This is a genomic window from Oceanobacillus salinisoli (assembly GCF_009733865.1).
GTDB classification, from domain to species: Bacteria; Bacillota; Bacilli; order Bacillales; family Amphibacillaceae; genus Oceanobacillus; species Oceanobacillus salinisoli.
This window is the reverse complement of the sequence record NZ_WOFB01000012.1, coordinates 181664-207504: the sequence shown is the minus strand read 5'-3', so window position 1 is coordinate 207504 and position 25841 is coordinate 181664. Positions and strand designations below refer to the sequence as shown.

Annotated in this window: 22 protein-coding genes and 1 pseudogene; 8 read left to right on the top strand and 15 right to left on the bottom strand. The window is 38.1% G+C overall.

From position 1 onward, the window contains the following. Positions 1-7: 7 nt before the first annotated feature. Complete coding sequence (locus GMJ66_RS10095; RefSeq protein WP_156290193.1) at positions 8-913, top strand: lipoate--protein ligase family protein; 906 nt, start codon at positions 8-10, stop codon at positions 911-913. A gap of 252 nt (positions 914-1165) precedes the next feature. Here the strand turns inward: GMJ66_RS10095 and pta are convergent, their stop codons facing one another. After that, positions 1166-2143, bottom strand: a complete 978-nt coding sequence (gene pta / locus GMJ66_RS10090) for a phosphate acetyltransferase (protein WP_156290192.1) — start codon at positions 2141-2143, stop codon at positions 1166-1168. Between the two features lie 444 nt (positions 2144-2587). Between pta and hemQ the strand changes: the two genes are divergently transcribed. The 3 genes from hemQ (at position 2588) to GMJ66_RS10075 (ending at position 4792) form a co-directional block, all read left to right on the top strand. After that, positions 2588-3340, top strand: coding sequence for a hydrogen peroxide-dependent heme synthase (gene hemQ / locus GMJ66_RS10085; protein WP_156290191.1), 753 nt, complete (start codon positions 2588-2590; stop codon positions 3338-3340). 509 nt (positions 3341-3849) lie between these two features. Continuing rightward, a complete protein-coding gene (gene gerQ / locus GMJ66_RS10080; RefSeq protein WP_156290190.1) occupies positions 3850-4362 on the top strand; it encodes a spore coat protein GerQ in 513 nt (170 codons plus the stop codon). A gap of 178 nt (positions 4363-4540) precedes the next feature. Then, complete coding sequence (locus GMJ66_RS10075) at positions 4541-4792, top strand: hypothetical protein (RefSeq protein WP_156290189.1); 252 nt, start codon at positions 4541-4543, stop codon at positions 4790-4792. Positions 4793-4796: 4 nt separating this feature from the next. Here the strand turns inward: GMJ66_RS10075 and GMJ66_RS10070 are convergent, their stop codons facing one another. The 5 genes from GMJ66_RS10070 to GMJ66_RS10050 all read right to left on the bottom strand — a co-directional run bounded on the left by GMJ66_RS10070 (position 4797) and on the right by GMJ66_RS10050 (position 8954). Next, positions 4797-5165: a DUF423 domain-containing protein gene (locus tag GMJ66_RS10070; RefSeq protein WP_156290188.1), complete on the bottom strand. Its 369-nt coding sequence runs from the start codon at positions 5163-5165 to the stop codon at positions 4797-4799. 19 nt (positions 5166-5184) lie between these two features. After that, a complete protein-coding gene (locus tag GMJ66_RS10065) occupies positions 5185-5499 on the bottom strand; it encodes a YwdI family protein (protein ID WP_156290187.1) in 315 nt (104 codons plus the stop codon). A gap of 767 nt (positions 5500-6266) precedes the next feature. Next, complete coding sequence (locus GMJ66_RS10060) at positions 6267-6428, bottom strand: hypothetical protein (RefSeq protein ID WP_156290186.1); 162 nt, start codon at positions 6426-6428, stop codon at positions 6267-6269. A 550-nt stretch (positions 6429-6978) separates the two neighbouring features. After that, complete coding sequence (locus tag GMJ66_RS10055) at positions 6979-7299, bottom strand: phasin family protein (RefSeq protein ID WP_156290185.1); 321 nt, start codon at positions 7297-7299, stop codon at positions 6979-6981. 14 nt (positions 7300-7313) lie between these two features. After that, a complete protein-coding gene (locus tag GMJ66_RS10050; RefSeq protein ID WP_156290184.1) occupies positions 7314-8954 on the bottom strand; it encodes an ABC1 kinase family protein in 1641 nt (546 codons plus the stop codon). A gap of 292 nt (positions 8955-9246) precedes the next feature. Here GMJ66_RS10050 and GMJ66_RS10045 point away from each other — a divergent pair, with 292 nt between their 5' ends. Continuing rightward, the gene (locus GMJ66_RS10045) at positions 9247-10587 is read left to right on the top strand and encodes a YjiH family protein (protein ID WP_156290183.1); all 1341 of its coding nucleotides are present in this window, start codon (positions 9247-9249) and stop codon (positions 10585-10587) included. A 268-nt stretch (positions 10588-10855) separates the two neighbouring features. On the opposite strand, the gene GMJ66_RS10040 is transcribed toward GMJ66_RS10045, so the two are convergent. Together GMJ66_RS10040 and ku are read right to left on the bottom strand one after the other, a co-directional pair. Next, positions 10856-11869 carry an acyltransferase family protein gene (locus tag GMJ66_RS10040; protein WP_156290182.1) on the bottom strand — a complete coding sequence of 338 codons (1014 nt, stop codon included), beginning with the start codon at positions 11867-11869 and terminating at the stop codon, positions 10856-10858. Positions 11870-12340: 471 nt separating this feature from the next. Next, on the bottom strand, positions 12341-13192 hold the full coding sequence (gene ku / locus GMJ66_RS10035; protein ID WP_156290181.1) for a non-homologous end joining protein Ku: 852 nt from the start codon (positions 13190-13192) through the stop codon (positions 12341-12343). 118 nt (positions 13193-13310) lie between these two features. Between ku and GMJ66_RS10030 the strand changes: the two genes are divergently transcribed. After that, positions 13311-15113 (top strand): DNA ligase D, encoded by a 1803-nt coding sequence (locus GMJ66_RS10030; protein WP_156290180.1) that lies wholly within the window; start codon positions 13311-13313, stop codon positions 15111-15113. An 853-nt stretch (positions 15114-15966) separates the two neighbouring features. Here the strand turns inward: GMJ66_RS10030 and GMJ66_RS10025 are convergent. The 5 genes from GMJ66_RS10025 to GMJ66_RS10005 form a co-directional block, all read right to left on the bottom strand. After that, positions 15967-17361 carry an L-cystine transporter gene (locus GMJ66_RS10025; protein ID WP_156290179.1) on the bottom strand — a complete coding sequence of 465 codons (1395 nt, stop codon included), beginning with the start codon at positions 17359-17361 and terminating at the stop codon, positions 15967-15969. Between the two features lie 244 nt (positions 17362-17605). After that, the gene (locus GMJ66_RS10020) at positions 17606-18046 is read right to left on the bottom strand and encodes an OsmC family protein (protein ID WP_156290178.1); all 441 of its coding nucleotides are present in this window, start codon (positions 18044-18046) and stop codon (positions 17606-17608) included. A gap of 99 nt (positions 18047-18145) precedes the next feature. Then, on the bottom strand, positions 18146-18508 hold the full coding sequence (locus GMJ66_RS10015; RefSeq protein ID WP_156290177.1) for a DUF488 domain-containing protein: 363 nt from the start codon (positions 18506-18508) through the stop codon (positions 18146-18148). Between the two features lie 874 nt (positions 18509-19382). Then, entirely contained in the window at positions 19383-20192 is an 810-nt protein-coding gene (locus GMJ66_RS10010) for a TerC family protein (protein ID WP_156290176.1), read from the bottom strand. 267 nt (positions 20193-20459) lie between these two features. Next, the gene (locus GMJ66_RS10005; protein WP_156290175.1) at positions 20460-22202 is read right to left on the bottom strand and encodes a phospho-sugar mutase; all 1743 of its coding nucleotides are present in this window, start codon (positions 22200-22202) and stop codon (positions 20460-20462) included. Positions 22203-22454: 252 nt separating this feature from the next. On the opposite strand from GMJ66_RS10005, the gene GMJ66_RS10000 reads away from it, so the two are divergent. Together GMJ66_RS10000 and GMJ66_RS09995 are read left to right on the top strand one after the other, a co-directional pair. Then, positions 22455-23576 (top strand): AI-2E family transporter, encoded by a 1122-nt coding sequence (locus tag GMJ66_RS10000; RefSeq protein WP_231514887.1) that lies wholly within the window; start codon positions 22455-22457, stop codon positions 23574-23576. A 293-nt stretch (positions 23577-23869) separates the two neighbouring features. After that, positions 23870-24197 (top strand): annotated as a pseudogene (locus GMJ66_RS09995) (tyrosine-type recombinase/integrase); the annotation flags it as partial. 85 nt (positions 24198-24282) lie between these two features. Here the strand turns inward: GMJ66_RS09995 and GMJ66_RS09990 are convergent. Then, entirely contained in the window at positions 24283-24666 is a 384-nt protein-coding gene (locus GMJ66_RS09990; protein ID WP_156290174.1) for a hypothetical protein, read from the bottom strand. 139 nt (positions 24667-24805) lie between these two features. Then, complete coding sequence (locus GMJ66_RS09985; RefSeq protein ID WP_156290173.1) at positions 24806-25690, bottom strand: PhzF family phenazine biosynthesis protein; 885 nt, start codon at positions 25688-25690, stop codon at positions 24806-24808. Between the last annotated feature and the right edge of the window lie 151 nt (positions 25691-25841).

The following is a 25841-nucleotide window of genomic DNA, read 5'->3' as shown; positions in this document are numbered from 1 at the left end:
GCGAAAAATGAAAAATTGGAAAGAAATTATTCGTCAGACGACGTTTCGTTATGTAGATCATTCGAATAAACATACATTTTATGATAAACCGTATACAGCTTTGACATCTTTTGCGGTGGATGACGCTTTGGCCATGTCTGTTAGTAATGGGGATTCCCCTCCCGTGATGCGCTTATGGGTTCATCCGCGTACTATTGTGCTCGGCATTCCGGATGCGAAACTTCCCTATATTGAGGAAGGTATCCTCTTCCTGTCAGATCAAGGCTATCATGTCGTAGTCCGTAATTCTGGTGGGCTTGCGGTTGCCTTAGATAACGGCGTGTTAAATCTTTCACTAGTCATACCAGGAATTCACGAGCTTTCTATTCATGACTGCTATGAGGCGATGGTTAGCTTTGTCCAGTACATGCTGCGCGATTTGACAAGTGAGATTGAAGCCTATGAAATCGTTCATTCCTATTGCCCCGGTGATTACGACCTTAGCATAAATGGAAAAAAATTTGCCGGCATTTCCCAGCGAAGAGTAAAAGATGGTGCCGCAGTACAAATCTATTTGGATGTTGAAGGAAACAGCTATGAGCGCGCATCAGTCATTCGCAATTTTTATCAAATCAGCAAAAAAGACGAAGAAACCAAATTTACGTTTCCCGAGGTGCACCCGGAAGTCATGGGATCGTTATCGGAATTGCTTGGAGTTGATTTGACGGTAGAGGATATGAAGGAACGCGTGCTTGCTTCATTAACTGACTTTAGTGAAGAAATAGTGGTGACCGACTTTTCTGAGGCTGAACAAATTGGATTTGAAAAAAGATATGGGCAAATGGTGAAACGGAACGAAAATGTTGCCCGGGTGCTGGAGGAAGCGTTCATAAAAAATAGCGACCGCTCAAATGTGGGAGAGAACCGCTCATAAAAAGCGTGGACCGCTCATATGTGTGGGAGAAATGGATTATGTGCTCTGGCAGATAAAGTAAATTTTCAATCAGTGGAGGGGTTTTTTCAACCTTCACTGCATGTTAGATGAACATCAGAGGTTTACCCACCACAGCTTTTGTCATTTATGGGCTTCTCATTGTGTCCTGTAGTCCCTCCCCAAAAGCGGTTTTCACATTTAAAAAAAAGCTTAAAGCAGATCATTCATCACTGCATTAAGCCTTTTTTAGAATTACTCTCCTACCGCCTGTGCTGCTGTAATTAGAGCTAATTTATATACATCTTCTGAACTGCATCCTCGTGACAGGTCATTGACTGGTTTGTTCAACCCTTGAAGGATCGGCCCTACCGCTTCAAAGTTACCTAGACGCTGTGCAATTTTGTATCCAATGTTTCCTGCTTCCAGACTTGGAAAAATAAATACATTCGCATCCCCTTTGATGACAGAATCCGGAGCTTTTTTCTGTGCAACACTTGGAACAAATGCTGCATCGAATTGGAATTCTCCGTCAATGACAAGAGAAGGATCATTTTCTTTTGCAATTTTCAGTGCTTCTTCCACTTTTTCCGTTTCTGGAGATTTCGCTGAACCCTTCGTTGAAAAGCTTAACATCGCAATTCGTGGGTCTACGTCAAATAGTTTTGCCGTAACCGCACTTTCTGCTGCAATTTCTGCTAAATCCTGGCTGTTTGGTGAAATGTTGATGGCACAGTCTGCAAATACATATTTTTCCTCGTCACGAACCATGATGAAGACACCAGAAGTTTTCTTTACTCTGCCGTTAGTTTTAATAATTTGTAATGCAGGACGTACGGTGTCAGCTGTAGAATGTGCCGCTCCACTAACGAGGCCGTCCGCTTTATTCATGTATACAAGCATGGTTCCGAAATAGTTTTCATCAAGCAGGATTTTGCGTGCATCCTCCTCTGTCGCTTTCCCTTTACGACGTTCCACAAACGCCTGAACCATCGCATCGAAATCCGGATAGTTGTTTGGATCTAAAATTTCACAAGATGTGACATCCACGCCAACTTCTTTCGCCTTTTGTGCAATACTTTCTTTATTTCCAATTAAGATTGGCAGTACTACACCATCTTGGCTCAGTTTGCTTGCTGCCGTTAAAATACGTTCGTCCAACCCTTCAGGAAATACAATCTTTTTATCTTTTCCTGATATTTTATTTGTAAGCTGATCAAATAAGTTACTCAATTCACAAACCTCCAATTTTCATTTCCAATACTATCATAAATGAATCCATACCCAATTTAAAGAAATTGTCTATGTTATCTTACAAATTTTGACAAAGAATTGACAATCCATTAAAATTACATTGATTGACAACCCTTCCATGTGAATAGGTTACCCCAATTATGCTATAGTAAAAATATAATGTTATAGTGCGTGTTCAAATGTTAGGTTAGAAAGGGCCGTTCGAGGTGATCACTTCTACGTTGCAAAAGGACAGGGAATATTCGGGCAATGACCAACTCCACGAAATTTTTTTAAGGGGGATGGCAAGTTTAGCAGAAGTTCCTGACCATACCGGGCAATGGATAAGTGAGCCAACAGAAATGTGATGTACCTTTTTCACCGGACTTTTTGAACAACCTCTTATAGTAAATATTTTCGAATGATAAAGGAGAGAATAAATAAATGGCAGCAGAAGCAGTAGTAACAATGGATGGCTGGTGTATGCTACATGATTCACGCGTGTTTGACTGGGCTTCCTGGAAAGTGGCAAATGAGAAAGAAAGAACCGAAGCTGTGGCAGAATTTAAAGAATTAATCTCCAAATGGGAAGCTGTGGAAGAACAAAAGAACGGAAGCCAATCCATTTATAAAGTAGTTGGAAATAAGGCAGATTTAATCTTTATTTTTCTAAGACCGACAATGGACGTGCTGGAAGAGATTCAAAGAGAATTGAATAAGTCCAAAATTGGTGACTATTTGATTCCTGGCTACTCCTATGTGTCTATTGTGGAAAAGACGATGCACAACCCGATGGATGAAGGAAGAGACCGTGAATTGAATTCTAAGGTAGAGGCACTCCTTAAACCAATTCTTCCTAAATGGGAACATGCTTGCTTCTATCCAATGGCACGCCGCCGCTGGAAAGATGCAAACTGGTTTGCCATTGATAAGGCGGAACGAACTAGACTGCTTTATGAACATGGCATGACCGGTCGTAAATATGCAGGAAAAGTGAAAGAAATCATTTCCGGTTCTATTGGTTTAGATGAATGGGAATGGGGCGTAACCCTATTTGCTCACGATCCATTACAATTTAAAAAAATTGTTTACGAAATGCGCTTTGATGAAGTAACTTCCAAATACGCGGAATTCGGTGACTTCCTGGTCGGAAATTACCTACCAAAAGACGACGTGGATACTTATTTTTCATTGTAATATGCGGAAATTAAAGAACAGATGAAACTCTGTTCGCGATTTTCTATAGTAGACTCATTTATGACAAAAGACTTTCTGTTTATAACGGAAAGTCTTTTTTTAGTCATCTTTTTCTGGGTATTTACATACATATAAATATTGAGTCTAGCATCCTAGATTTTGGGCAGAAAGAGGAGTTATTTTTGGGTGAAAGTACGATGAATCTCCATGGAAAAGCATCCCTTTTTAAACTGAGGTGATATTTTATTAGATAGGAATTAATAGCATAAAGGCGGTCTTTTGACAGGGATACAGGGAAACGTAGACGACCTTAGTATGTTTGATGAATCCAAAATGAATGAAAAACCAGAGATTCTTAAACCATTTTTTCGAACACTGCTTGATTGACTGCCCAGCAGTCTAAAGATAAAAGAATAGGAATAAGAAACCTTTCCGAAACTAAGACACCAATCGACAAATTTCGGGAAGTGACAGGCACCAAAAAGCATCAAAAAAGGGGAGGAATTTTAATGTCTGAGAATAATGTTTATCAACCGTATGGGAGCTTCTATCCGACTCCAGCTTATCCGTATTATTTTTATCCAGCTTATGGGATGAGACAATATCCTGCAGGAGCTTATGCTGGATACCCATATCAACAAGGTCAAAACCAACCAGCCCAACCAACTCAGCCAGTCCAGCAACAGCCACAGCCGACACAAACCCAACAGCAGCAACCAGTTTCCGAAGTGCCTGGGATGCTGCCACTTCAGCAATCCTATATTGAAAACATTCTACGCTTAAACAAAGGTAAGCTTGTTACGGTATACATGACTTTTGAAAACAATACCGAGTGGAATGCCATGACATTTACTGGCATTATTGAAGCAGCAGGCAGAGACCATATTATCCTTAGTGACCCGGACACTGGAAGACGTTACTTATTACTTATGGTTTATCTCGATTATGTTGTGTTTGATGAGGAAATTAACTATGAATACCCATTTGCAGGGGGACAGCTAAGCACTTACCAGCCTAGATAAAGGCAGATAAACACAAAAGGATGACACCTTTATCCTGTGTCATCCTTTTCTTTACACGTTTAACGGACGAGACGAATGACGTGTAATCATCCTATTTCTCACGTGATTCATTCGTCCATCTAACAATCAATGGGGGATAACCCTCCACTGATTCATTTATTCCAAAGAGGGGGATTCGATGAGAAGTCCAACAGAAAAAATAACGCTGATTGAAATCCTATCTATTGCGATTGCTGGTTTTTTTGGCTTGCTTGCCATGGTGCAAGGATATCTTACCCTAATGCTCTTAACCTTCTACCTTGTATGTGTAAGTTTAATATGTGATGCACTTATTTATTGGCAGAAAGGCCATACAGCACATACCGGAAAACAAGTACTGCGCGCAGCAGTCATCTTTATTTTCACAACGTATATCCTGATTCGTTTATAAACCTTTATAGATAACGGATGACACTAATTCCAAGCAATACCCACCCAATTAAAAATGCTACCCCGCCAATCGGAGTAATCATCGCAAACGTCTTTACCGCCGTTGTCGAATAGATATATAGACTGCCAGAAAATATTACGATACCTATAAAGAACATCCAGCCAGCCCATGTTAAGGAACCACTTTGAAATTTTGCCAGTAAAAGGCCAACTGCAATTAATCCCATCGTATGAAACATTTGATACTGTACCGCAGTATTCCACGTCCCCAATTGCTTCTCCGTAAGTCTGGCCTCTAAGCCATGTGCTCCAAAAGCTCCGAGCGCTACAGCTAAAAAGCCATTCACCGCTCCTAATACTAAAAATAGTTTCATCCTCTTTTCACCTTTCTATTTAAAAGTCAAAAATAGAAGACCCATTTGCTTCTTCGTGATTAATGGTCTGAAGCTTTTTCGATTGTTCCTTCTGAATTTTTTTAACTGCTTCCTGCTCCCCAATCATAGCTTTCAATTCCGCTTGGGAGAATTGCTCCTTATTTTGAACAGGCTTGACCATAGCTTCTTTATCATCTTCCTCCAGAAATAAATCACAGAGCAGTTTTACATTCGCTATGTGCTTTACCAATTTATCATGATTATGCTGATTTCCCTTGGCTTCGTTCAGTTCATTAAACATCTTTTTTATAATCGTTTCATTTGCCACCGCCATTACGGACCGCTCCTTAACTCACTTAATTTTCACCGGTTTCATTATAACATGATTTATTTGGAAAGAATAAGAATTGGTAAAGTGAAGATAATGGTGAAATAAACATAGTTGTAGTTATGTTTTTACAGTTAATTAATAAGTGTTCTTAAACGAAAAATGGTTCCTATCATCAAAAATCGGTGATTGAACCATTTCAAGTAATATTAGGCTAGTTATTTCAAGCCTCTCCTTTTCATATCTACCCAGTCACAATTCTTTCTTGAGAGGCTTTATCTAACTTTGCTATGAATTTAACTCCGGACTTATGGCAAATCAATTTGTAGTCCAAATTCACGCTTTGTACCATCCCCTAAAATATATCCTTCTTTACTTCCTAATTGCTCTATTTCTTCTTCGGACAACGGTTTATTATCACTTTCTGATTCATCAATGTCCTGCCAGGATTTGGCTTTTATTCTTTGAGCGTTCTACCAAAAACTCCACTTTCTTTATAACAAGTGCCCTCCAATAGTGGAATATTAAGCTCTTTATTGCCAAGATTCATCTTATTACAGAAAAAGACGATCGTTTTGTTGATCGCCTTGTTTAACGCTTGCTCCAGTTATTTCAAGATAATTATCAAACCTTTTATTTCAAACCTGAGTGAAGTTAGATTTTTATATGCCAAATAATACAAAATTGACACCCTGAGATACCTCCTCAAGGTAAATTTTTTGTAAAACGCTTACATATTTATGTACTATTTTACATAAATATGTACTTTTATTTTATGCCTTTGAATATGCTTCTTTTGAATTCTTTACACATCCGCTTTGTTGTTCTTCTGAATAGCGATTGTACATCCATTGCAAAAAATTAACTTCCTCTTCCCGCAACTGTCTCCCTAGCTGCTTTCTCGCATCATCATATAAATGCAAAATGTTCTCCATACCGCTATAACCCCTCCATATTGAACAACTCGTCTTATTTTACTCCATTATACTATAGTTTTTCCAGAAATCAACAGATATTTTTAAATTGTTAGATTTTATTGAAAATAATCAATATGGATACTTCTATGCCTTACGTGTTAGAGAACTTGGTGTCATCAAGTATTTAGCAAATGTGTAGTTATCTTATGAGTATTAGAAAGTAGGACAAAAGCATTTTAATCAAAAAGAAACAAGCACTATATTATTCTACTATAAAATTCGAATTAGTTCGGACTTTTAATGGGGTCTATTACATTTTGCAAAAAAATTTATTTCGAATTTGATATAAACGCGAACTAAGTTCAGATGCTAAGTTGGTGTTGTACCTACCGCTCCGGTAATAAACTACTCTCATTTAGTTCGAAGTTTATATCAATTCATAACAACAAAACCTCTCCAAAAAGAGGCTTTAATCATTTCTTAACATGTAAACATTCGTTTTTAAAATCGGGTGTTTTTGTAATATCTTAGCTATTACTAATGTAAAAAAAAGAGTGAAACATGCTGCTCACTCTTCTTCTATTGGGTTATTTTCATCTGAAAGCTTTTCTTCCAGGGCACTTACTCGTTTTTTTAGTTCATCCACTTCTTCTTTCGTGGCAAGGCCAATTTCTCTGGCCCATTTCTGTGTTTGTTCTTTTTGTTTGGAAGTCCATTCCTGTTTTTTGGTGTCGCCTTTTTCAATAAAATTATCCATCACTGATTTTGCTTGTTCCTGGGTAATCTCGTTTTTTTCAACAAGTTCTTTTAATTTCTGCTCCAGCTTTTCTTTTCCACTGACAGCAGCACCAATACCTAGTAAAAATCCTTTTTTCAAATAGTCGCTCATTGCCGAAACCTCCTTTACCGTTTATGACGTATCAACCGATAATGAAACATTATAATGATACCAACTAATACAGTAAAAATGCCTGTGACAATTAAACCAATTATTCCTGTCATTTCCATTCCCATGCTCAAACCATAAAGGCAAATAAATATTCCTGTTACTACCATGATAAAGGATATGATCTCTAAAAGTAAATAAAATTGATGCTTTAAATCCATATAATGTTTTTCCTTGTCCCACTTCCTATCCCTTTCCCCACTTTCCAGGAAGGTAAGTAATGCTCTTGGATAAGATAAAAGTGGTTCTGCAGCATTTTTGGCATACTGTTTTGTCACTGATTCCACAATGCTTTTTCTGCCAAACCAGTCCTTGATTTTTGGCTTAGCCCATTTAATGATGTCCAATTGCGGATTAATGGCAAAAATGACTCCCGCAATAATAGAGACGGCTCTTAGTAAATACGCGTAATTTGCTGGTAGCTGAATTGCCTCATCTTTAATAATCATATTAATTTCTTCATTAATGTGCTTCATTACTTTTGCGTCCAAGTTTTTTAACGACCCATTGGAATATATTTCTATCGTTTCTTCAATGACCCTTTTCAGTTTCCGCTTATCCGCATTAGGCAATATAAAATTCATTTTATAGAGGGCATCCACGACCATATCATAATTTTCGATAATGAAACCTTGTACAAATAACTTAAAATGCTCAATATCTTTTTGTTTGATCTCGCCAACCATGCCAAAATCAAGGATTGCCACTCGTCCATTTTCTTGTATCATAATATTTCCTGCATGGGGATCAGCATGGAATTTCCCAGCACGCAAAAACTGATCCATATAAAAATCAAAGATAACTTTTGTGGCGTACTCCACATCGATCTGATGTCGTTTTATAAAGACTGTATCCGTTATTTTGGCACCTTCTATCCATTCCATAACAAGTACTTTCTTTGTACTTAGCCTTTCATAATACTTAGGTATGTGGATGTCCATCTTCTCCTGGTAACGTTCCTTAAAATACTGGGCAAATTGCAGCTCCTGTTCAAAATCCAATTCCCGGTCCATGACCATCACAAGTTCCCGGTAAATTGCCTTTAAATCTGCCCGCTTTCCAAAACCGGTAAACACTTTTAAAATCCAAAATACCATTCTTAATGCAATAAAATCTTTATGAAAAATTTCATCTATCCGGTAACGCTGCACTTTAATGGCCACAACTGTTCCATCCTTCAGCATCGCACGATATACTTCTCCAATGGATGCCGATGCAATCGATGATTTTTTGATGGCTTTTACATGCGTATCAAGGCTCGTCCCCCATTCTTCCTCCAGCAAATCTTTGGCATACTTATATGGCATCGGAGACACGTGATCCACTAATTCTGTCAGTTCTTTAATAAATACGTCCGGCATAAAATCCGTTCTCGTACTTAAAAACTGGCCACCTTTAATTAAAATTCCGCCAAGCCTCTCTGCTTTTACTCGGTATTCCTTAGCCATTTTCACTAAAAGTGCATTCCATTTTGTTTTAGCTTTCTCATCCCAAATGGTGTTTCTGAAATGAAAAAAATAAATCTGAACAATAAACCTGATAACCATCCATACAATCACCGTAAAACGATAGATGAAATTATATTTCAATCTATTCATTAAAAGACTCCCCATCGTTATGTGTTTGGTGCGGGACAATTAATTTAATAATAAACATAACTGTTATGTCATATCGTATTACATATAGTTTTTACAATTTGGGTGGTGTTATAAGTTATTGAATATTTTTTCACCCTAATGTATAATCATTCGATGTGCCTTATTGAATTCAGTACATTATAATCCGTATTAAACCAGCACTTTAAGTTGCGTGTTTTTTATAGTTGGATGTCACATATTGGAAAAGCAGCTTTTTAAAGAAGAATTTATTATATAGAAAGGATTTATCATCATGAAACCATTTCAGCGAATAGATCACCTTAAGTTTATAATGCCTTCCATCATAGGAATCTTTTTATTTATAACCCCCATTCCAACTGATAATGGATTTACGATTCCCATCGCTCTTTTGGCAAATGAAGTTCAGGCTCTGCTGGCCGATCAATTGTCGGCGATTATGATGATGATTATCGTCATTACAGCGGCATTAACCGTTATAGCAAAAATACGTCCCGAAACATTTGCGAAGACACCCTTTTTTCAAAGGCTGTTTACGGTTAATCGCTTCTGGGCAGCAACGAGAGTTCTAGCGGCCATTTTTGCAGTGATGGTATTTTTCCAGGTGGGGACAGAGGCTGTATATGGTCCTGATACAGGTCAGCTGTTACTGGATGACCTGTTGCATGTATTATTTGCAGTCTTTTTATTTGCAGGATTATTTTTGCCGCTGCTGATGAATTTCGGTTTATTGGAATTTGTTGGCACGATGATGACAAAAATTATGCGCCCCTTATTTAAACTTCCTGGACGCTCATCGATTGACGCTTTGGCATCATGGATTGGTGATGGTACCATCGGGGTGCTTTTAACGAGTAAACAGTATGAAGAAGGATTCTATACGAAACGGGAAGCAACGGTAATCGGAACGACGTTTTCTGTTGTATCCATCACTTTCTCATTAGTTGTACTGGCAGAAGTGGACCTGGCTCACATGTTCTTACCGTTTTATGTAACGATTCTCATTGCAGGATTTGCTGCAGCCTTAATTATGCCGCGTATCCCGCCTTTATCCAGAAAGCCGGATACGTATATCAATGACCAAGAAAAAGTGGAAGAGGAATGGATTCCTGAGGGTGAAACAGTTTTATCATTTGGATATAAAAGTGCATTAAACCGGGCAAAGAAACAAAACAGTGTCTATCAATTTTTCAAAGAGGGCGGACAAAATATATTAGATATGTGGATGGGGGTTGCCCCTGTTGTAATGGCATTCGGCTTGGTCGCATTGATTATTGCCGAGTATACACCAATCTTCCAATGGCTCGGCGCACCATTTATTCCATTACTTGAGCTAATGCAAGTACCTTATGCACAAGAGGCATCGGAGACAATCCTAATAGGGTTTGCGGATATGTTCCTTCCAGCCATCATTGGATCTGGAATTGAAGCTGAAATAACGAGATTTATCATTGCAGCACTCTCTGTAACCCAATTAATTTACATGTCCGAAGTCGGTGGATTGCTGCTCGGCTCAAAGATCCCGGTGTCATTTTGGAATTTAGTTGTCATTTTTGTGCTGCGTACGCTAATTACACTGCCGATTATTACGTTGATTGCCCATATTATTTTTTAAATAACTTTTCCAAAAAGTCGTTTAGGATTTCCTTTTCCTGGACGACTTTTTTTGGTTGGGGGCGGCGCTTGATTTGGAGTCGGGGTGGCGCGTTTTAGTTTCGCTGTCGCTCGATTTAAAGCTTGGGCCGCTCGGTTTACCTTAATGTGCTTAGAAAAAATTAAGCCCCATTCATCATGGGGCAGTTTATATATAAGAGCACTATAATAAACAAATAGAACAACAACCTATAAGTTTCATTATTAGCAGTCTCTTTCCAAGTCCTGTTTTACGGATTAGACTGGCTTCGATTATGTTGACTTAATGCCTGCTTCATAAGCGTTATTTTCCCTTCGATTAAAGGCTGAGATACTCTCAATACTGGTCTGCTGGAAAGCAGGATGACAATTAATGCTGACAGAACGGCTAAACCTAATAAATCGATGATGGAATTTACCGCAAACATTTCATACTGACGGAAGAATTGAATGAAAAATCCGTGTAGCAGATATACATAAATCGTTCTCGTTCCCAGTTTCGTAACCCAACCAAAATCACGTTTTGGCACCCATGCTAACACACTGACTGTCATAAGTGCAGCTGTAATATAAACCAGCAATCTTGCTAATCCACCATATTCTACCATTCCTAAATCAATATAGGATTTTGATGCAAGCAGCCACCCTGAATTTATTTCAGGTGCATAATAGAGTGATATCGCCAGCGTTACCATTACAGCAATGGATACAATTTTCAAAGCCGGGCGCTTGACTAGCATCACTTGTTTCTCTGTCAGCCAATAACCAGCCAGAAAGAACGGGAAGAAAACAAAGGTACGGGACAGGCTGAAGGTATGTCCAATGTCACCTATATACCCAACGAATAACCCAATAATGACAGCCAATGAGATTCCATATTTTGCAGGAATCTTTTTAAAGAAGATCAATAAAATATGCCAGCTGAACAGGCTAAATAAAAACCACAGTGACCAGTGCGGATAAAAGATTCCCGCTTGCCAACTGTCATTACCAATAAGGAAAAAATACACAGTAAATAAGCTTTGAAAAATAAGATATGGTAGCAGCAGTTTCTTTGCAAGCTTCATTATATAATCCTTACTTCCCGAACCTTTAGCGAAGAAACCGGACAGCAGGATAAATGCCTGCATATGAAAAGTATAAATCCATAAATAAAGTGTATTTACTTCTTTTGAGTCAAAGGTAAACGGCTGAATAACATGCCCAAATACTACTAAAAAAATGAAAAGCAGTTTTGCGTTATCATAGAATGGATTTCTCTTCATTTTTTCTCCCCTCTTGTCACTAAAATTCCATGTATTACACACTTTACTCTTTTTTTGGTAAAAATTCACCTCTAATAACGTCATTTTATCGGATTGTAAATAGACTGTAATAATTGCAAAAAATGAGACTAACTTGTAATTCTAATGGGACAACTTTTCTTCATTTCGCTGTTCGGTACTTTCTTTTAAAAGCAGACTTAAATTTAGGTCGGGTAGCCTAGCCTCATGTCATGGGGGATAATTTATTGTCGCGTGTACTGAATTATTCCGGGGATGCTGATTTATTCGTGTGAAGGCTGAATATTTTGCATGAAAGCTGATTTATTCGCGCGAAGACTGAATTATTCGTATGAAAGCTGATTTATTCTGAGGAAGGCTGAATTATTATTGCGAATGCTGAATTATTCGCGCGAAGGCTGAATCCCCCACCCTATTCACCCACAAACAAAAAATGTCCCCGGTTAGGAGACATTAGGAGGTTGCTTTTTTCTTCTTGGCAACTGTTTTCGTTTTTCGTTTCGGCTGTCTTGGTTTTGGCTTGTCCTTTTTTGCTCGGTCGAGTGATGCTTGAAGTGCATCCATCAGGTTGGTTACATTATCAGGCACTGGCTTGTCTGCTGGTGCTGGGGTTGTTGTTTCTTCATTATTTTTCTTATCTTCAATCAGATCCAGTAGCGCTGTTCGATATTCGTCCTTGTATTTTTCAGGATCAAATTCTGCAGTTAGCTGCTCAATAAGCATTTTGGCTGTTTCGAGTTCTTTTTCACCAATTTTGGCTTCTTCCGGAACATTGGGGACGTCCTGCACATTTCGGACTTCATCAGGGAAATGAATGGTTTCTGCAACTAACACATTTTCATATACCCGAATGACGGCAAGCTGTTCTTTGGAGCGAATCATCATTTTTGCCACACCGATCTTCCCCGTATCCTTTAGTGCGCTGCGCAATAAACTATACGCTTTCCCACCACCTTCATTTGGAGATAAATAATAGCTTTTCTCAAAATAAATCGGGTCAATTTCATCTAATTTCACAAAATCAACAATTTCGACGGCGCGGTCCTCCTGTTCTTTTTTTAACGCCTCTAAATCTTCCTCATCTAAAACAACAAATTTATTTTTCGCATACTCATATGCTTTCACGATTTCATCATTTTCAATTTCCCGTTCACAGACTGGGCATACCTTTTCATATTTCACAGGGGACTTGCATTCTTTATGCAGCTGCCTTAACTTTACATCTTTATTTTCCGTAGCCGCATGCATTTTTACAGGAATATTGACAAGACCGAAACTGATTGTGCCCTTCCACATCGTATGCATGAGTGAAACCTCCTTTGGTAAACTAGGCTTTTTTCTAGTTTGCGTTATCCTTATATTTTTATCCGATTGATTAATTTTTCACTTTTAAGCCAGTTTATAAATGGAAGGAGAAATGGATATGGAAATCATGAAGCCTATCGCAAGCACTGACATTCCCCGTGGTGATGACTGGTTATATGAGGTGAAATATGACGGATACCGCTGCGTATTAACCTGGGATAGGAACGGGGAAGTTCGTTTAACAAGTAAAAATAATAAAGATTTAACAGCTCATTTTCCGGAAATAGTTGCTTTTTGCGAGAAACAACACGAGAACATCATAGATTGGCTTCCATTAAAACTTGATGGAGAATTGGTCGTATTGAATAATGCGTTTCAGGCAAATTTCTCATGGATGCAAAAACGTGGCAGGCTAAAAAACAGCGAACCGATTAAAAAAGCTGCAGAACAGCGACCGGCTGCTTTTATGGCCTTCGATATTCTGCAGATAAAAGGAGCCTCCCTTCTAATTGAAAAATTTACAGAACGAAAGCAAAGCCTAAAAGAATTATTCGAAAAGCTGCCAAGGAATCACCGAATAAATATGGTCTCATCCTACGAAAAGCCGGATGAGCTGTGGAAGATCATATTTGATTATAAGGGAGAAGGGATGATTGCTAAAAAAAGAAATAGTAAATACATAGCAGGTAGGAGCCATCGTGACTGGTTTAAAATCAAAAACTGGCGAACGATTCGAGGATTCCTCACTCACTATGATCATCAAAATGGGTATTATTCCTTTAATGTGTTTCATAATGGGGAAATACATGAAGTCGGAAAATGTAAACATGGACTGGATGATGAATCATCGGGAACGCTGAAGCAATTATTTTTAACGAAAGGAGAAAAAACAAGTCAAGGCTATACCTTACCACCAGCTATTTGTGCACAGGTTCATACCCTTGATTTATATAAAGAAGAGCTTCGTGAGCCTGAATTTGTCTCTTTACTGCCAAAGATTTCAGCTGATACTTGTTCTATGGCAAACTTACAAATCGATTTAGCCATGATACCAGAACGTGTTGGCGTTTCAAAAACCGACAAACTGTTTTGGCCTGACCCGCACTTTACAAAAGGAGATTTGCTCACATATATTCGAGAAATCAGTCCATATATGCTCCCCACTTTTAAAAAGCGTGCTTTAACATTAATTCGATGCCCGGATGGTGTGGAGGATGAGCATTTTTATCAGAAGCATCTCCCAGACTATGCCCCAGATTTTATTGACAGCAAAAATGTCGGAAGTGAAAAAATAATGATTTGCAATCACATGGATTCTCTTGTTTGGTTTGCCAATCATGGGGCATTGGAATACCATGTTCCTTTTCAAACGGTTGATAACGCTAATCCAGTGGAAATTGTCTTTGATCTGGACCCGCCAAGCAGAAAGGAGTTTCCATTAGCAATACAAGCAGCGAATGTAATCAAGCCGATTTTGGATGATTTAGGGCTTCTATCCTTTGTTAAAACGTCCGGCAACAAAGGGATTCAAATTCATATTCCTATCCCTGAAAACAGTTTAACCTATGATGATACCGCTATTTTTACCCAGGCGATTGCCTATACGGTAGAAAGTGCCTATCCCGATTTATTTACTACGGAAAGAATGAAGAAAAAGCGGAATGGTAGGCTGTATATCGATTATATACAGCATGGAAAAGATAAAACAATCATTGCACCATATTCACCACGAATGACGAAAGAAGGAACCGTTGCAACGCCCTTATTTTGGAAAGAAGTAAACGAACACTTACGACCAGAGCAGTTTCATATAAAAAATACATTAGCCCGGGTCCAGGAATTAGGCTGTCCATTCTCATCGTATACAGAGGCTGGAGAGAACCAGGACTTAAGTAAGGTGATTAAGCTGATAAAGGGATAAAGCATGTTGGAGGTTCTTTTGGTTCAAAGTGAGAAAAAGATGTGTAAGAGATTTAAATTTTTATAAAGCACACTCGTTCGCACCTTTTAGCGGATTCCTAAGTTCGTTCGGGTACGTAGATCCTTTCTACGTTACCTTATTGTGGTTTCCTATGCTCGCTCAGGCACGTAGATCCTTTCTACGTTACCTTTTAGTAGATTCTGAAGCCTGTTCGGGCACGTAGCCCCTTTCTACGTTACCTTTTAGCAGTTTCTGAAGTTCGCTCGGGCACGTAGATCCTTTCTACGTTACCTTTTAGTGGATTCTGAAGCTCATTCGGGCACGTAGAATCTTCCTAGGTGACCTGTTAGCGGATTCCTAAGCTCACTCGGGTACGTAGATTCTTTCTACGTTACCTCTTGTATCGATTCAACAAATCCCCCAGCCCAAGTAAACAAAAATAATAAGCATTGCCCCTCCATGATGAAATAAGTGAGGACACCACGCTTATTATTTCTATAATATTTTAATAAGTTGGTGTAACCTCACGATAACTTTTTGAGGCTGCCTTATGTTTATCGATTATACATGAACCAACTCGTTTTACCGCAAGATCTAGAAATTTATATCCTCCACCTTAAAATTAACTCAGATCATGAAAAATTTGACGTGCTTACCACCTATGAATGATGATGAAAATTGCTTTATGCATTTTACACGCATTCTGTTTTTACTGGCAGAAGGATTGATGCAATTAAAAAGCATTCTTAGAATCAAGCACTAGAAAATTACTCCACAAAAAAATGGTTCCAATCATCAAAAACGATGTTCGGAACCATTTTATAGGCTAGGGTAATTTCCCAGCCTCTCCATATTAAATCGCAATTTTTTCCGTCTGTGCATTTTTATCATTGAATGTATCTGTGTCCAGGTTACCTAAGACACGTGAAGTAACTGTTCCGGAAACCATGGCACCATTAACATTTAATGCGGTTCTTCCCATGTCGATTAGCGCTTCAACCGAGATTAATAGACCCGCTAATCCAACTGGAAGACCCATGGACGAAAGGACGATAATCGCGGCAAATGTTGCTCCACCACCAACACCAGCTACACCAAATGAGCTAATACCAACGATAAGCACGAGCTGCAGAAGGAATCCAGGAGAAAGTGGATCAATACCTACAGTTGGTGCAATCATTACCGCAAGCATGGCAGGGTAAATTCCCGCACAGCCATTTTGACCCATCGTTGCACCAAATGGAGCAGACATATTCGCTACCCCTTCATTGACACCAAGAGAATCTCTTTGTGCTTGCACATTTAATGGAATCGTTCCTGCACTGGAGCGGGATGTAAAGGCAAACCCTAATACCGGAATAACTTTTTTCAAGTATGTTAACGGGTTTAAGCCAAAGCCTCCAACAATAGCTAAATGAATGAAAAACATGACAATCAATGCAACATAAGATGCTAATACGAATTTACCAAGCTCAATGATTCCGGCAAAGTTGGTACTTGCAACCATATTCGTCATTAAAGCTAATACCCCAAAAGGAGTTAGTCTTAATATAAGTGTTACAATTCGCATAACTACTGCATAAAGTGAATTAACAATTTTAATGAACAAATCTGCCTGTTCCGGGTTTTTTCTTCGTACCCCTAAAACCGCGATCCCAACAATAATTGAGAAAATAACAACGGCGATCGTTGATGTTGGACGATCTCCTGTCATATCTAAAAAGATATTATTTGGAATGAAGTTTAAAATTCTCTGTGGCGTTGTTTGATTTTCCATTTCCGCATACGTTGCTTCCATGGATTCCGCACGTTCGTTTTCCGCTTGGCCTGCCTCAATTTGCTCTGCATTTAAGTCAAATAGAAAGGCAGAACCAATTCCTACTAATGCTGCCACCATTGCTGTTGACACAAGAATACCAATAATCCATCCTGCCATTTTTCCAAGCTCTTTTGTTTTTTCCAGATTAATAATTGCTCGAATAATAGATACCATCACTAACGGTACGACGATGACCATTAGCAATCGGACATACCCGCTTCCAACAATAGAATACCAGTCAGTTGTAATCGAGATAATTTCTGACCCATTCCCATATGCAGCCTGTAAAATGATACCTAGCAGGATTCCCAGGCCCATACCAGTGAATACGCGCTTTGCAAAGGAAACATGTTTCTTTTGCATATACATCAATAATCCTATAATTGCTAGTAAAACAGCGATATTCACTATAATAAATAGTGCTTCCATCTTGAATAACCTCCTTATGATTTCATATTTAAAATAATAATGTATTAATCCAATGAAATTAGTATGTTTTAAATATACAACTTTTTAGCTGCATTTTCAATACATATTTTATAAGATAAACTATTCATATAATAAGAAAAATCCGTATTCTCTTGTCCTTAAACGAATACGGTTTTTTCTACTATTTGAGACTTTAAAGATTTATACTTTCACAGTATGAAAAAAGGACTGAAAACCTGGATTATCAGGATAGTTCAGCCTCTAGTTCCAATTCCACATTTCCTTGTATAACACGGGATATCATACAGCTTTTTTCGGCTTTTTCCACGAGCTTTTTCAATTTCTTATGCTCTGCTTCCGTTGCATTCGCCATTAAAGATACGGCTGGACGATGAATAATTTTCTTGTATGTAAAAACTCCTTTAGTAACATCGACAATACCTTCCGATTCCAGTGACATTTTGTCCAACGGCAGTTTTGCCCGTTCAATCATAGCAGCCAGTGTAATAATATAACAGGTTGCAGCTGCCCCTAATAACATTTCATCCGGGTTCGTCCCAATTCCGGGACCATCCATTTCCGGTGGGATTGATATTTTCGTTTTTAAATTTCCCGCTTCTATATATCCTTCACTGTTTCTTCCACCAGGCCAATCTGCTTTTAAATGAAAATGATGTTCTGCCATGTAAATCACCTCATCCCCATTGTAGCCCAATAACATATGAAACGGAAACAAAATACATTCATCCACATTCCATCTTTGGAAAACGGAAAAAAGTCCAATTTACCCAAGTTCGGATTCGATTAATTCCTTTAATACTACAGCCTGATTATATATCTCATTTTTCGCAGCATAAAGCAGTGTAATGTCCGGATGTTCGTTAATTATTTCCTTTAGTTTCGCTAGCTGTTCCTGTTGCTCTCCCTCCTGCAATTCCTCCCAATATTTTTGTTTAAACATCGGGAAATGCTTTGGGTCATGATTAAATTCTTTTCGCAAAGCTGTTGATGGTGCAATACCTTTTAGCCAATAATCCAGCTTTGCCTTGTTTTTGGAAATCCCCCTGGGCCAAATCCGATCCACTAATATTCGTATTCCATCCTTGTCTTCTGCCGGCTCATAGATACGTTTGATATTAATTGACATACAAACCTCCTCCTAATCGAAAATATACGTTGAAAATGAAGGGGCAGATTATGCTGGTACGGAAAAGTCTGTGATGTGAATAAGCATCTGTCACTTTTATTTTTAATCCTACACAATGTAAACTCAATCTTCCAGACAATTAAATAGTCTGTTTTTTAAATTATTAAGACTGCAATTACTCGTCGAATTAATCAAAGGGGCACTTAGGATAGGGCTACGTGACTGAATGAACTCGGGGATTCAGTTAAAAGAGCACGTAGATTGGTTCTACATGACCGAATGAACTCAAGAATCAGTGATAAGGGCACTTAGACTGGTCTACGTGACCGAATGAACTCCGAATCCAGACAAAAGGGCACTTAGACAGCTTCTACGCGACCGAATGAACCCGCAATTCAGCCAAATGGTTACGTAGACAGCTTCTACACGACCGAGTGAACCCGCAATTCAGCCAAAAGGTTACGTAGACAGCTTCTACGCGACCGAATGAACCCGCAATTCAGCCAAATGGTTACGTAGACAGCTTCTACACGACCGAGTGAACCCGCAATTCAGCCAAAAGGTTACGTAGACAGCTTCTACACGACCGAATTAACTCAAGAATCCAGCCAAAAGGGCACGTAGATTGCTTCTACGCGACCGAGTGAACCCGCAATTCAGCCAAAAGGTTACGTAGACAGCTTCTACGCGACCGAATGAACCCGCAATTCAGTCAAAAGGTAACATAGAAAGCTTCTACGCGACCGAATTAACTCAAGAATCCAGCCAAAAGGGCAATAGAATGGTTCTACTTTACCAAATGAGCTCTGGAATTCATCCATAAAAAGAGCAACCACCTCAAAATGAGATCGTTGCTCTTTGCAAAAGGTTACACTTAAGTGTGCTCCCCTTCCTTTTCTTGTTCTTTTTTCGGCCCCGATGCAAACCAGCCAATTAATGCTACTAATACTAGTACACCATAGAAAATAACTTTCCATAATGTGGAATGCGGAAATTCATGTGGAAGCCAACCAATTGCATCATGTGCAAATACCATCACCGCTAATTTTACACCTACCCAGCCAACGATAACAAAGGCTGCTATTTCTAAACCAGGGCGATCATGGAGCAGGCCGACAAATATGTTTGCAGCAAAACGCATAATGATCAGACCAATCATTCCCCCGGCGAAGATAACGGCAAACTGGCCTGCATCCAGACTTCCTACCGTTCCCAGTCCACTTGGTGGGAGCGCAACTGCTAGAGCGACCGCAGCTAAAATCGAATCGACCGCAAAGGCAAGGTCAGCAAATTCCACTTTTACCACTGTCCACCAAAATTCCTTCGGTGATGCTTCCTGTTCTTCCCCATCTTCTCCAAGTTTTCCCAGAGCTTCTTCCTCAGTCTCCGGTTTCTTCGGTTTAAATCGATCATATAGATTCTTAAAGGATATAAATAATAAATAAATGGCTCCAAGTGCTTGAACCTGCCATACATCCACAAGGAATGATATGACAAAGAGTGATCCAAATCGAAGGACGAACGCACCAGCTAAACCATAAAATAATGCTCTCTTACGTTGTTTTTCAGGTAAATGTCTAACCATGATGGCTAGAACTAAGGCATTATCTGCTGCAAGCAAACCTTCCAGAGCCACCAGCACTGCCAATACCCATAAATACTCAATGATTAATTCTGCTCCCATGTTCTCTCTCCTTAAACAAATAAAATGGTCTTACCAACAGGTAAAGACCATAAAGAGACCTTTACCTGTTCGTGGTAAAGGTCTCGCTAACAACGTTCGTTCGTTGCCAAATAAAGCCGGAGATATGGGATATCTCGTAATGACGACTTTAAATGTACAGCTACTCCCCTTTTAGGAATTATATATTCTTATATTAAACACTTTATGAGTACTGAAGTCAATCAGGATATTCTACCATTTTCTATTTTTTTCAGTAAACCGACTAAATTAAACCTTTACCGATAAAATTTCTTCCATCATTCTATCCAGTACATCTTTTAATGATTCCAGTTTCTGTTCACTTTCCTCTTTACTATTCCCACAAACCCCATAATAATACTTAATCTTAGGTTCTGTGCCAGAAGGCCGTAAAGAAACCCATGCATTGTCTTCCAAATAAAATTTTATCATGTTTTCTGTTGGCAATGGAATCGATTCGATATGACCATCTGCTATATATTGACGTTCCCCTGTTACATAGTTTTCCATCTTTTCCACTTTAAATCCTGCAATCTCCGTTAATGGATCATTTCTGAAAGCATCCATAATTTTAGTGATTTGGGTTGTTCCTTCTTTTCCTTTTAACGTACAAGAATTCAGCCCTTCCATATAATAACCATATGTCTCATAAAGCTCATTTAATGCATCTAACAGACTTCTCCCCTGTTCTTTCCAGTAGTAAGCCATTTCTGCAGTCATGACAGCGGCCTGAATCGCATCTTTGTCACGCACAAAGCCACTTATCAAATAGCCATAACTTTCTTCAAACCCAAACATAAACGTTTCTCCACTGGCATCAAACGAGTGAATTTTTTCCCCAATGTATTTAAAACCTGTGAGGGTATCAATCGTTTCCACATCATAGGAATCAGCAATCGCTCTTCCCAATTCGGTCGTCACTACCGTTTTAATCATACGAGCATTTTGATATACGGTTGGGTTACTGTGCCGTAAAATATAATCCAATAGCAATGAGCCCAGCTGATTCCCAGTCAATACCTGGTAGTTTCCATCCGTTTTTTTAACAGCCGCTCCTAATCTGTCTGCATCCGGGTCTGTTCCAAGCAAAATATCCGCATCAACCTGTTTCCCAAGATCGATAGCCATCGTAAACGCCTGATGCTCTTCAGGATTTGGAGATTCAACAGTGCGGAACTCTGGATCCGGTTTTGCCTGTTCTTCTACTACATGAACATTGGGAAAATGAAGCTGTTCCAAGCCTTTCCTTACTAAATGATTAGCCGTCCCATGCAGAGGTGTGAAAACAATTTTAATATCCTTTTCCATATTTTGGGTTTGCGAATCCATTCTAGTTATATATTGTAAGCGCTCTAAATAGGCATGCTCAATTTCATTACCGACCCAGTTTAATAGCCCTTTTTCCTCTATTTCCCTTTGGCCCACGTAAGGAACTGATAATGCATCTTCTGTTTGGTTAATAAAGGAAATCACTTCATCTACTTCTTTCGGTGTAATTTGGCCACCATCTTCATTATATATTTTCAACCCGTTATATTCTGGTGGGTTATGACTTGCTGTAATCATTATTCCTGCTACTGCACCTAAATACCTTACTGCAAAGGAAAGCAATGGTGTCGGTCGAAGCGACTTAAAAACATGTGCTGTTATTCCATAATGTCCCAGAACTTTAGCTGCCTCCAATGCAAATTCCGCTGACATATATCTGGAATCATAAGCAATCACTACCCCACGGTCTTTCACATTCACTCGATTCTCGAACAAATAGTTTGCTAAACCATTCACTGCTTTTCTTACCGTGTATATATTCATTCGATTGGTCCCCGGTCCTAAAATACCGCGCATACCACCCGTTCCAAATGATAACTCTTTATAAAACGCATCCTCTAACGCTGCCTGATCTTTTTTTAATCTATCTAACTCTCGTTTTAGAGATGTATCTAAACCCGGAAAAGAATCCCAGTATTTAAAAACTTGTTCCCCAGTATTCATTCAATTGTCCTCCAATGTATATATGTTCAAATTTTAACATATTTTAAATTTAGATTCTATATACTGAAGTGATTTGTCTGTTAGGGAAAATCAGACTATAGAAAAGCTATTTTCGCGAAACAATGATAGGATAACAAACTGCACTCACTTAATATAGCGGTATGAATAGGAAGGTTATTGGTTAAGATATTATTAAATTATGTTTTCATACTTTCTATTATTTCCTTTTATGGTTAAAATAGGAATAGTTATATGAGGGTGAAAGTGGTGAATCTATTGTTTCAAAAGCGTTGGTTTCATGTATTGAGTTTTTTTATTCTATTTTTTCTATTAATCTTGTTATTAAATTATACGAAATTTATCTTCATTCCGATTCTCCAGTATATCGGTGCCCTTGCGTTTCCACTGATTGGTGCCGGAATACTTTACTATTTAACAAGACCATTGATGCATTTCTTTGAACACAGATTAAAACTAGGCCGCATATGGTCTATTATTCTTGTATTTCTTGTTATCATTTTGCTCGTGACCTTATTTATCATGTATATTTGGCCAATTGCACAAAGACAGATTACTAACTTAATGTACGGAATCCCCGGTATGATTGCTGTAATTGATGAATTTATCTTTTACTGGCAAGCCAATTATACAAGTATTCCGCCACAGATTATTAACGCAATTGATGACTTTATCGGAAACATTCCAAGTCATGTCCAAAATATACTTGACCATCTTTTTGGCTTTTTAGGTGGATTAATTGGCCAGGTTATCAGCTTGGTGGCTGGGCTGATTATCATGCCATTCTTCCTGTTCTTTATGCTGAAAGACGGGGAAAAATTGCTCCCTTTTATTCTACAAATCTTTAAAAAGGAAAAAGCCGATAACATTCGCAATTTATTAGGAAAAATTGATAATGTATTATCCTCCTTTATACAAGGGCAATTAATTGTCAGTTTTTGTGTAGGCGTCCTGTTACTAATCGGCTATATGATTATTAGTCTGGATTATGCATTGATCCTTGCATTATTCGGTATGATGACCAATGTCATTCCATATATAGGGCCTTTTATCTCCGTTATTCCTGCACTTATTGTCGGAACCTTACAGGACCCCATGAACTTAATCTGGGTCTCCATTATTATGATTGTTGCCCAGCAAATTGAAAGTAATCTCATATCGCCGAACGTAATGGGGCAAGCATTAAGTCTCCATCCCCTAACAATCATGACAGTAATTATCGCAGCTGGCAGCATCGCTGGATTCCTGGGCATTTTATTTGCGGTTCCAGTCTATGCAGTCGTTCGAACGATTATCGTCCATTGCTACCAGACGTATGTGAATTCAAAGGAAAACAAAGAGGATGCTTTAATATAGTAATTCTTGTGTTTAGGGAGAGAGGACCCAGTATAAATCACAATAAGTGGGCTTAGAGAAATAAAATCTCAGAGCCCTATTTTTTTATAATTATTACTTCTTGAGATAATGCCACCCAATAATTGGAAAAGGTTATACTTTTTTCTATCTTCACTCTGCCTCTACTTTATCATGCCAATCCCGCTGTCTTTTTTTCCGTAAAAGTTCCTGGTAAAATGACAATCGAACCACTTCATATAAGACTAAAGTAAAAATGGCTCCAACGATAAATAATAACATGCCTATGATTAAACAATATCCGTTGTGATATATGGCTAAAGAAATACTTAAACAGCAGGAACGACAATGATCCAGCTATATTTGTTACAGAACGTTCTCCGCATAGAATGAGTATTGCTCAAATGAGATACATTATTAAACGTATTTCCAATAGTGCAGGGATTAATAAAACTATTCATCCTCACCAGTTAAGACATAGCTATGCAACACATCTATTAAATAATGGTGCTCCACTTGAAGTTATACAAAGCCTTTTAGGTCACGAAAAAAGTGAAACAACTCGAATCTATGCTCAATTAAGGTGGAAGACTTCGCCAAGAGTTTTACAGAAAGTATTTTTAAAATAAGAAGAAGAGCAACGATGAAAAAGTCTCGTTGCTCTCTTGTATTATCTATCGCACCCGTTAGCGAAATATTCTATCGAGGGTTAGTTAGATAATAATTGTTGTTCTTGTTTGCTTCTTTTCCTGTCTAATACCATCAAGATAAAACTAATTAAATAACAAACACAAGTAATTCCAAAAAGAGCAAAATAGCTTGGTGTAAGCACCATATATAAGCTAATTGGCAATGACCATACGAATGCAATTAACATTAAGAAGCTATAATTAGTTAAAGAAGCTATAATTGCTAAAACCGCTGGAAGTGCTAATGAAAAAAATGTGTTCAGCATTGGCTCATATTCAGTTGGTTTAAGCACAAACCATATAATGATACTAGCAACACCCGCAATTATTCCTAATAACTTTGAGGTTTTTCTAATTTTAATCACTCCTCTCTTCGTTATTAAACTCTTTGCACCTTTAATCAACAGTAGACCTTAGCAATAACTGCTTCTTAAAAGAAAGCACCCGTTAGTTTAAGTACATTCTTACACAAACTAATAGTTGAAATAAGAAGAAAGCGACCTTCATCTTGAAAAATCGCAATTGCTAAAAGAGGGAGATTATTTATATTAAAAACCATTCGCCCTGAGCTATTTTTTCTACTTTTCCTCCAACATTTACTATGATTTCACCGTTTTCATCACTAGCCTCTAAAAATAATAAAGACGGTCTTTTAATTTCATATCCTTGTTCTACACGAATATTAATTTCACTTTTATCAAAATACCGATATTTAACTAAGTAAGAAGCTAAACATCCATTAGAACTTCCAGTAGCTGCATCTTCTGGAATACCAAAATAATCTGCAAAGTCTCGAACGTTTAAATTATTATCAACACTATATGTTTCAGGAGAGAAGACCAAAATTGCTTTTGCATCAGTATGCTCAATTAACTCAAAGTATTTTTCTTTATTTATTCTTACTTTTTTAGTTGCTTCTAAAGATTTTAAAGGGACAATAATCACTGGAAGTCCTGTTGAAACCTCTTGGATAGGATATCGATTATCTATGTACGCTTTATCTAAATTTAAAACATCAGAAACCTTATTTGTATCTAAAATACGACCAAATGTGGGTCTATTTTGTTCCATCCAAAGAATCTGTTCTTGTCTATCGAACGTTACAGGAATCTGTCCAGCTTTAAAATTTAAAAGTAGTTTATCTATCGGTTCCCCTATTAATTCATTTTGGATGATATATGCAGTTCCTAAAGTAGGGTGTCCAGCAAAAGGAATCTCTTCATTGGGTGTAAAAATCCGAACATCATAGCCATTATTTTTTTTGGTATCTGACAATATAAAGGTAGTTTCTGAATAATTGATCTCCTTGGCTATTTGTTGCATTTTATTATCTGAAAGGTTTTCTGCATTCTTAAAAACAGCAAGTTGATTCCCTGTATATTTTCCTTGTGAAAAAACATCCACAATTGAATAATTAATTTTCCCCATTCTTTCTTTCCTCCACCTGTGACTGTGATATCTATAACATACGGTTTATTTGTTTTTAAGTTAAGTAGTAACATATCACTCTTATTCAGCAATCCATCCCTGTTAACTCAACATCTCTACACTTCAATAATAACATAATATTGCAACAGTT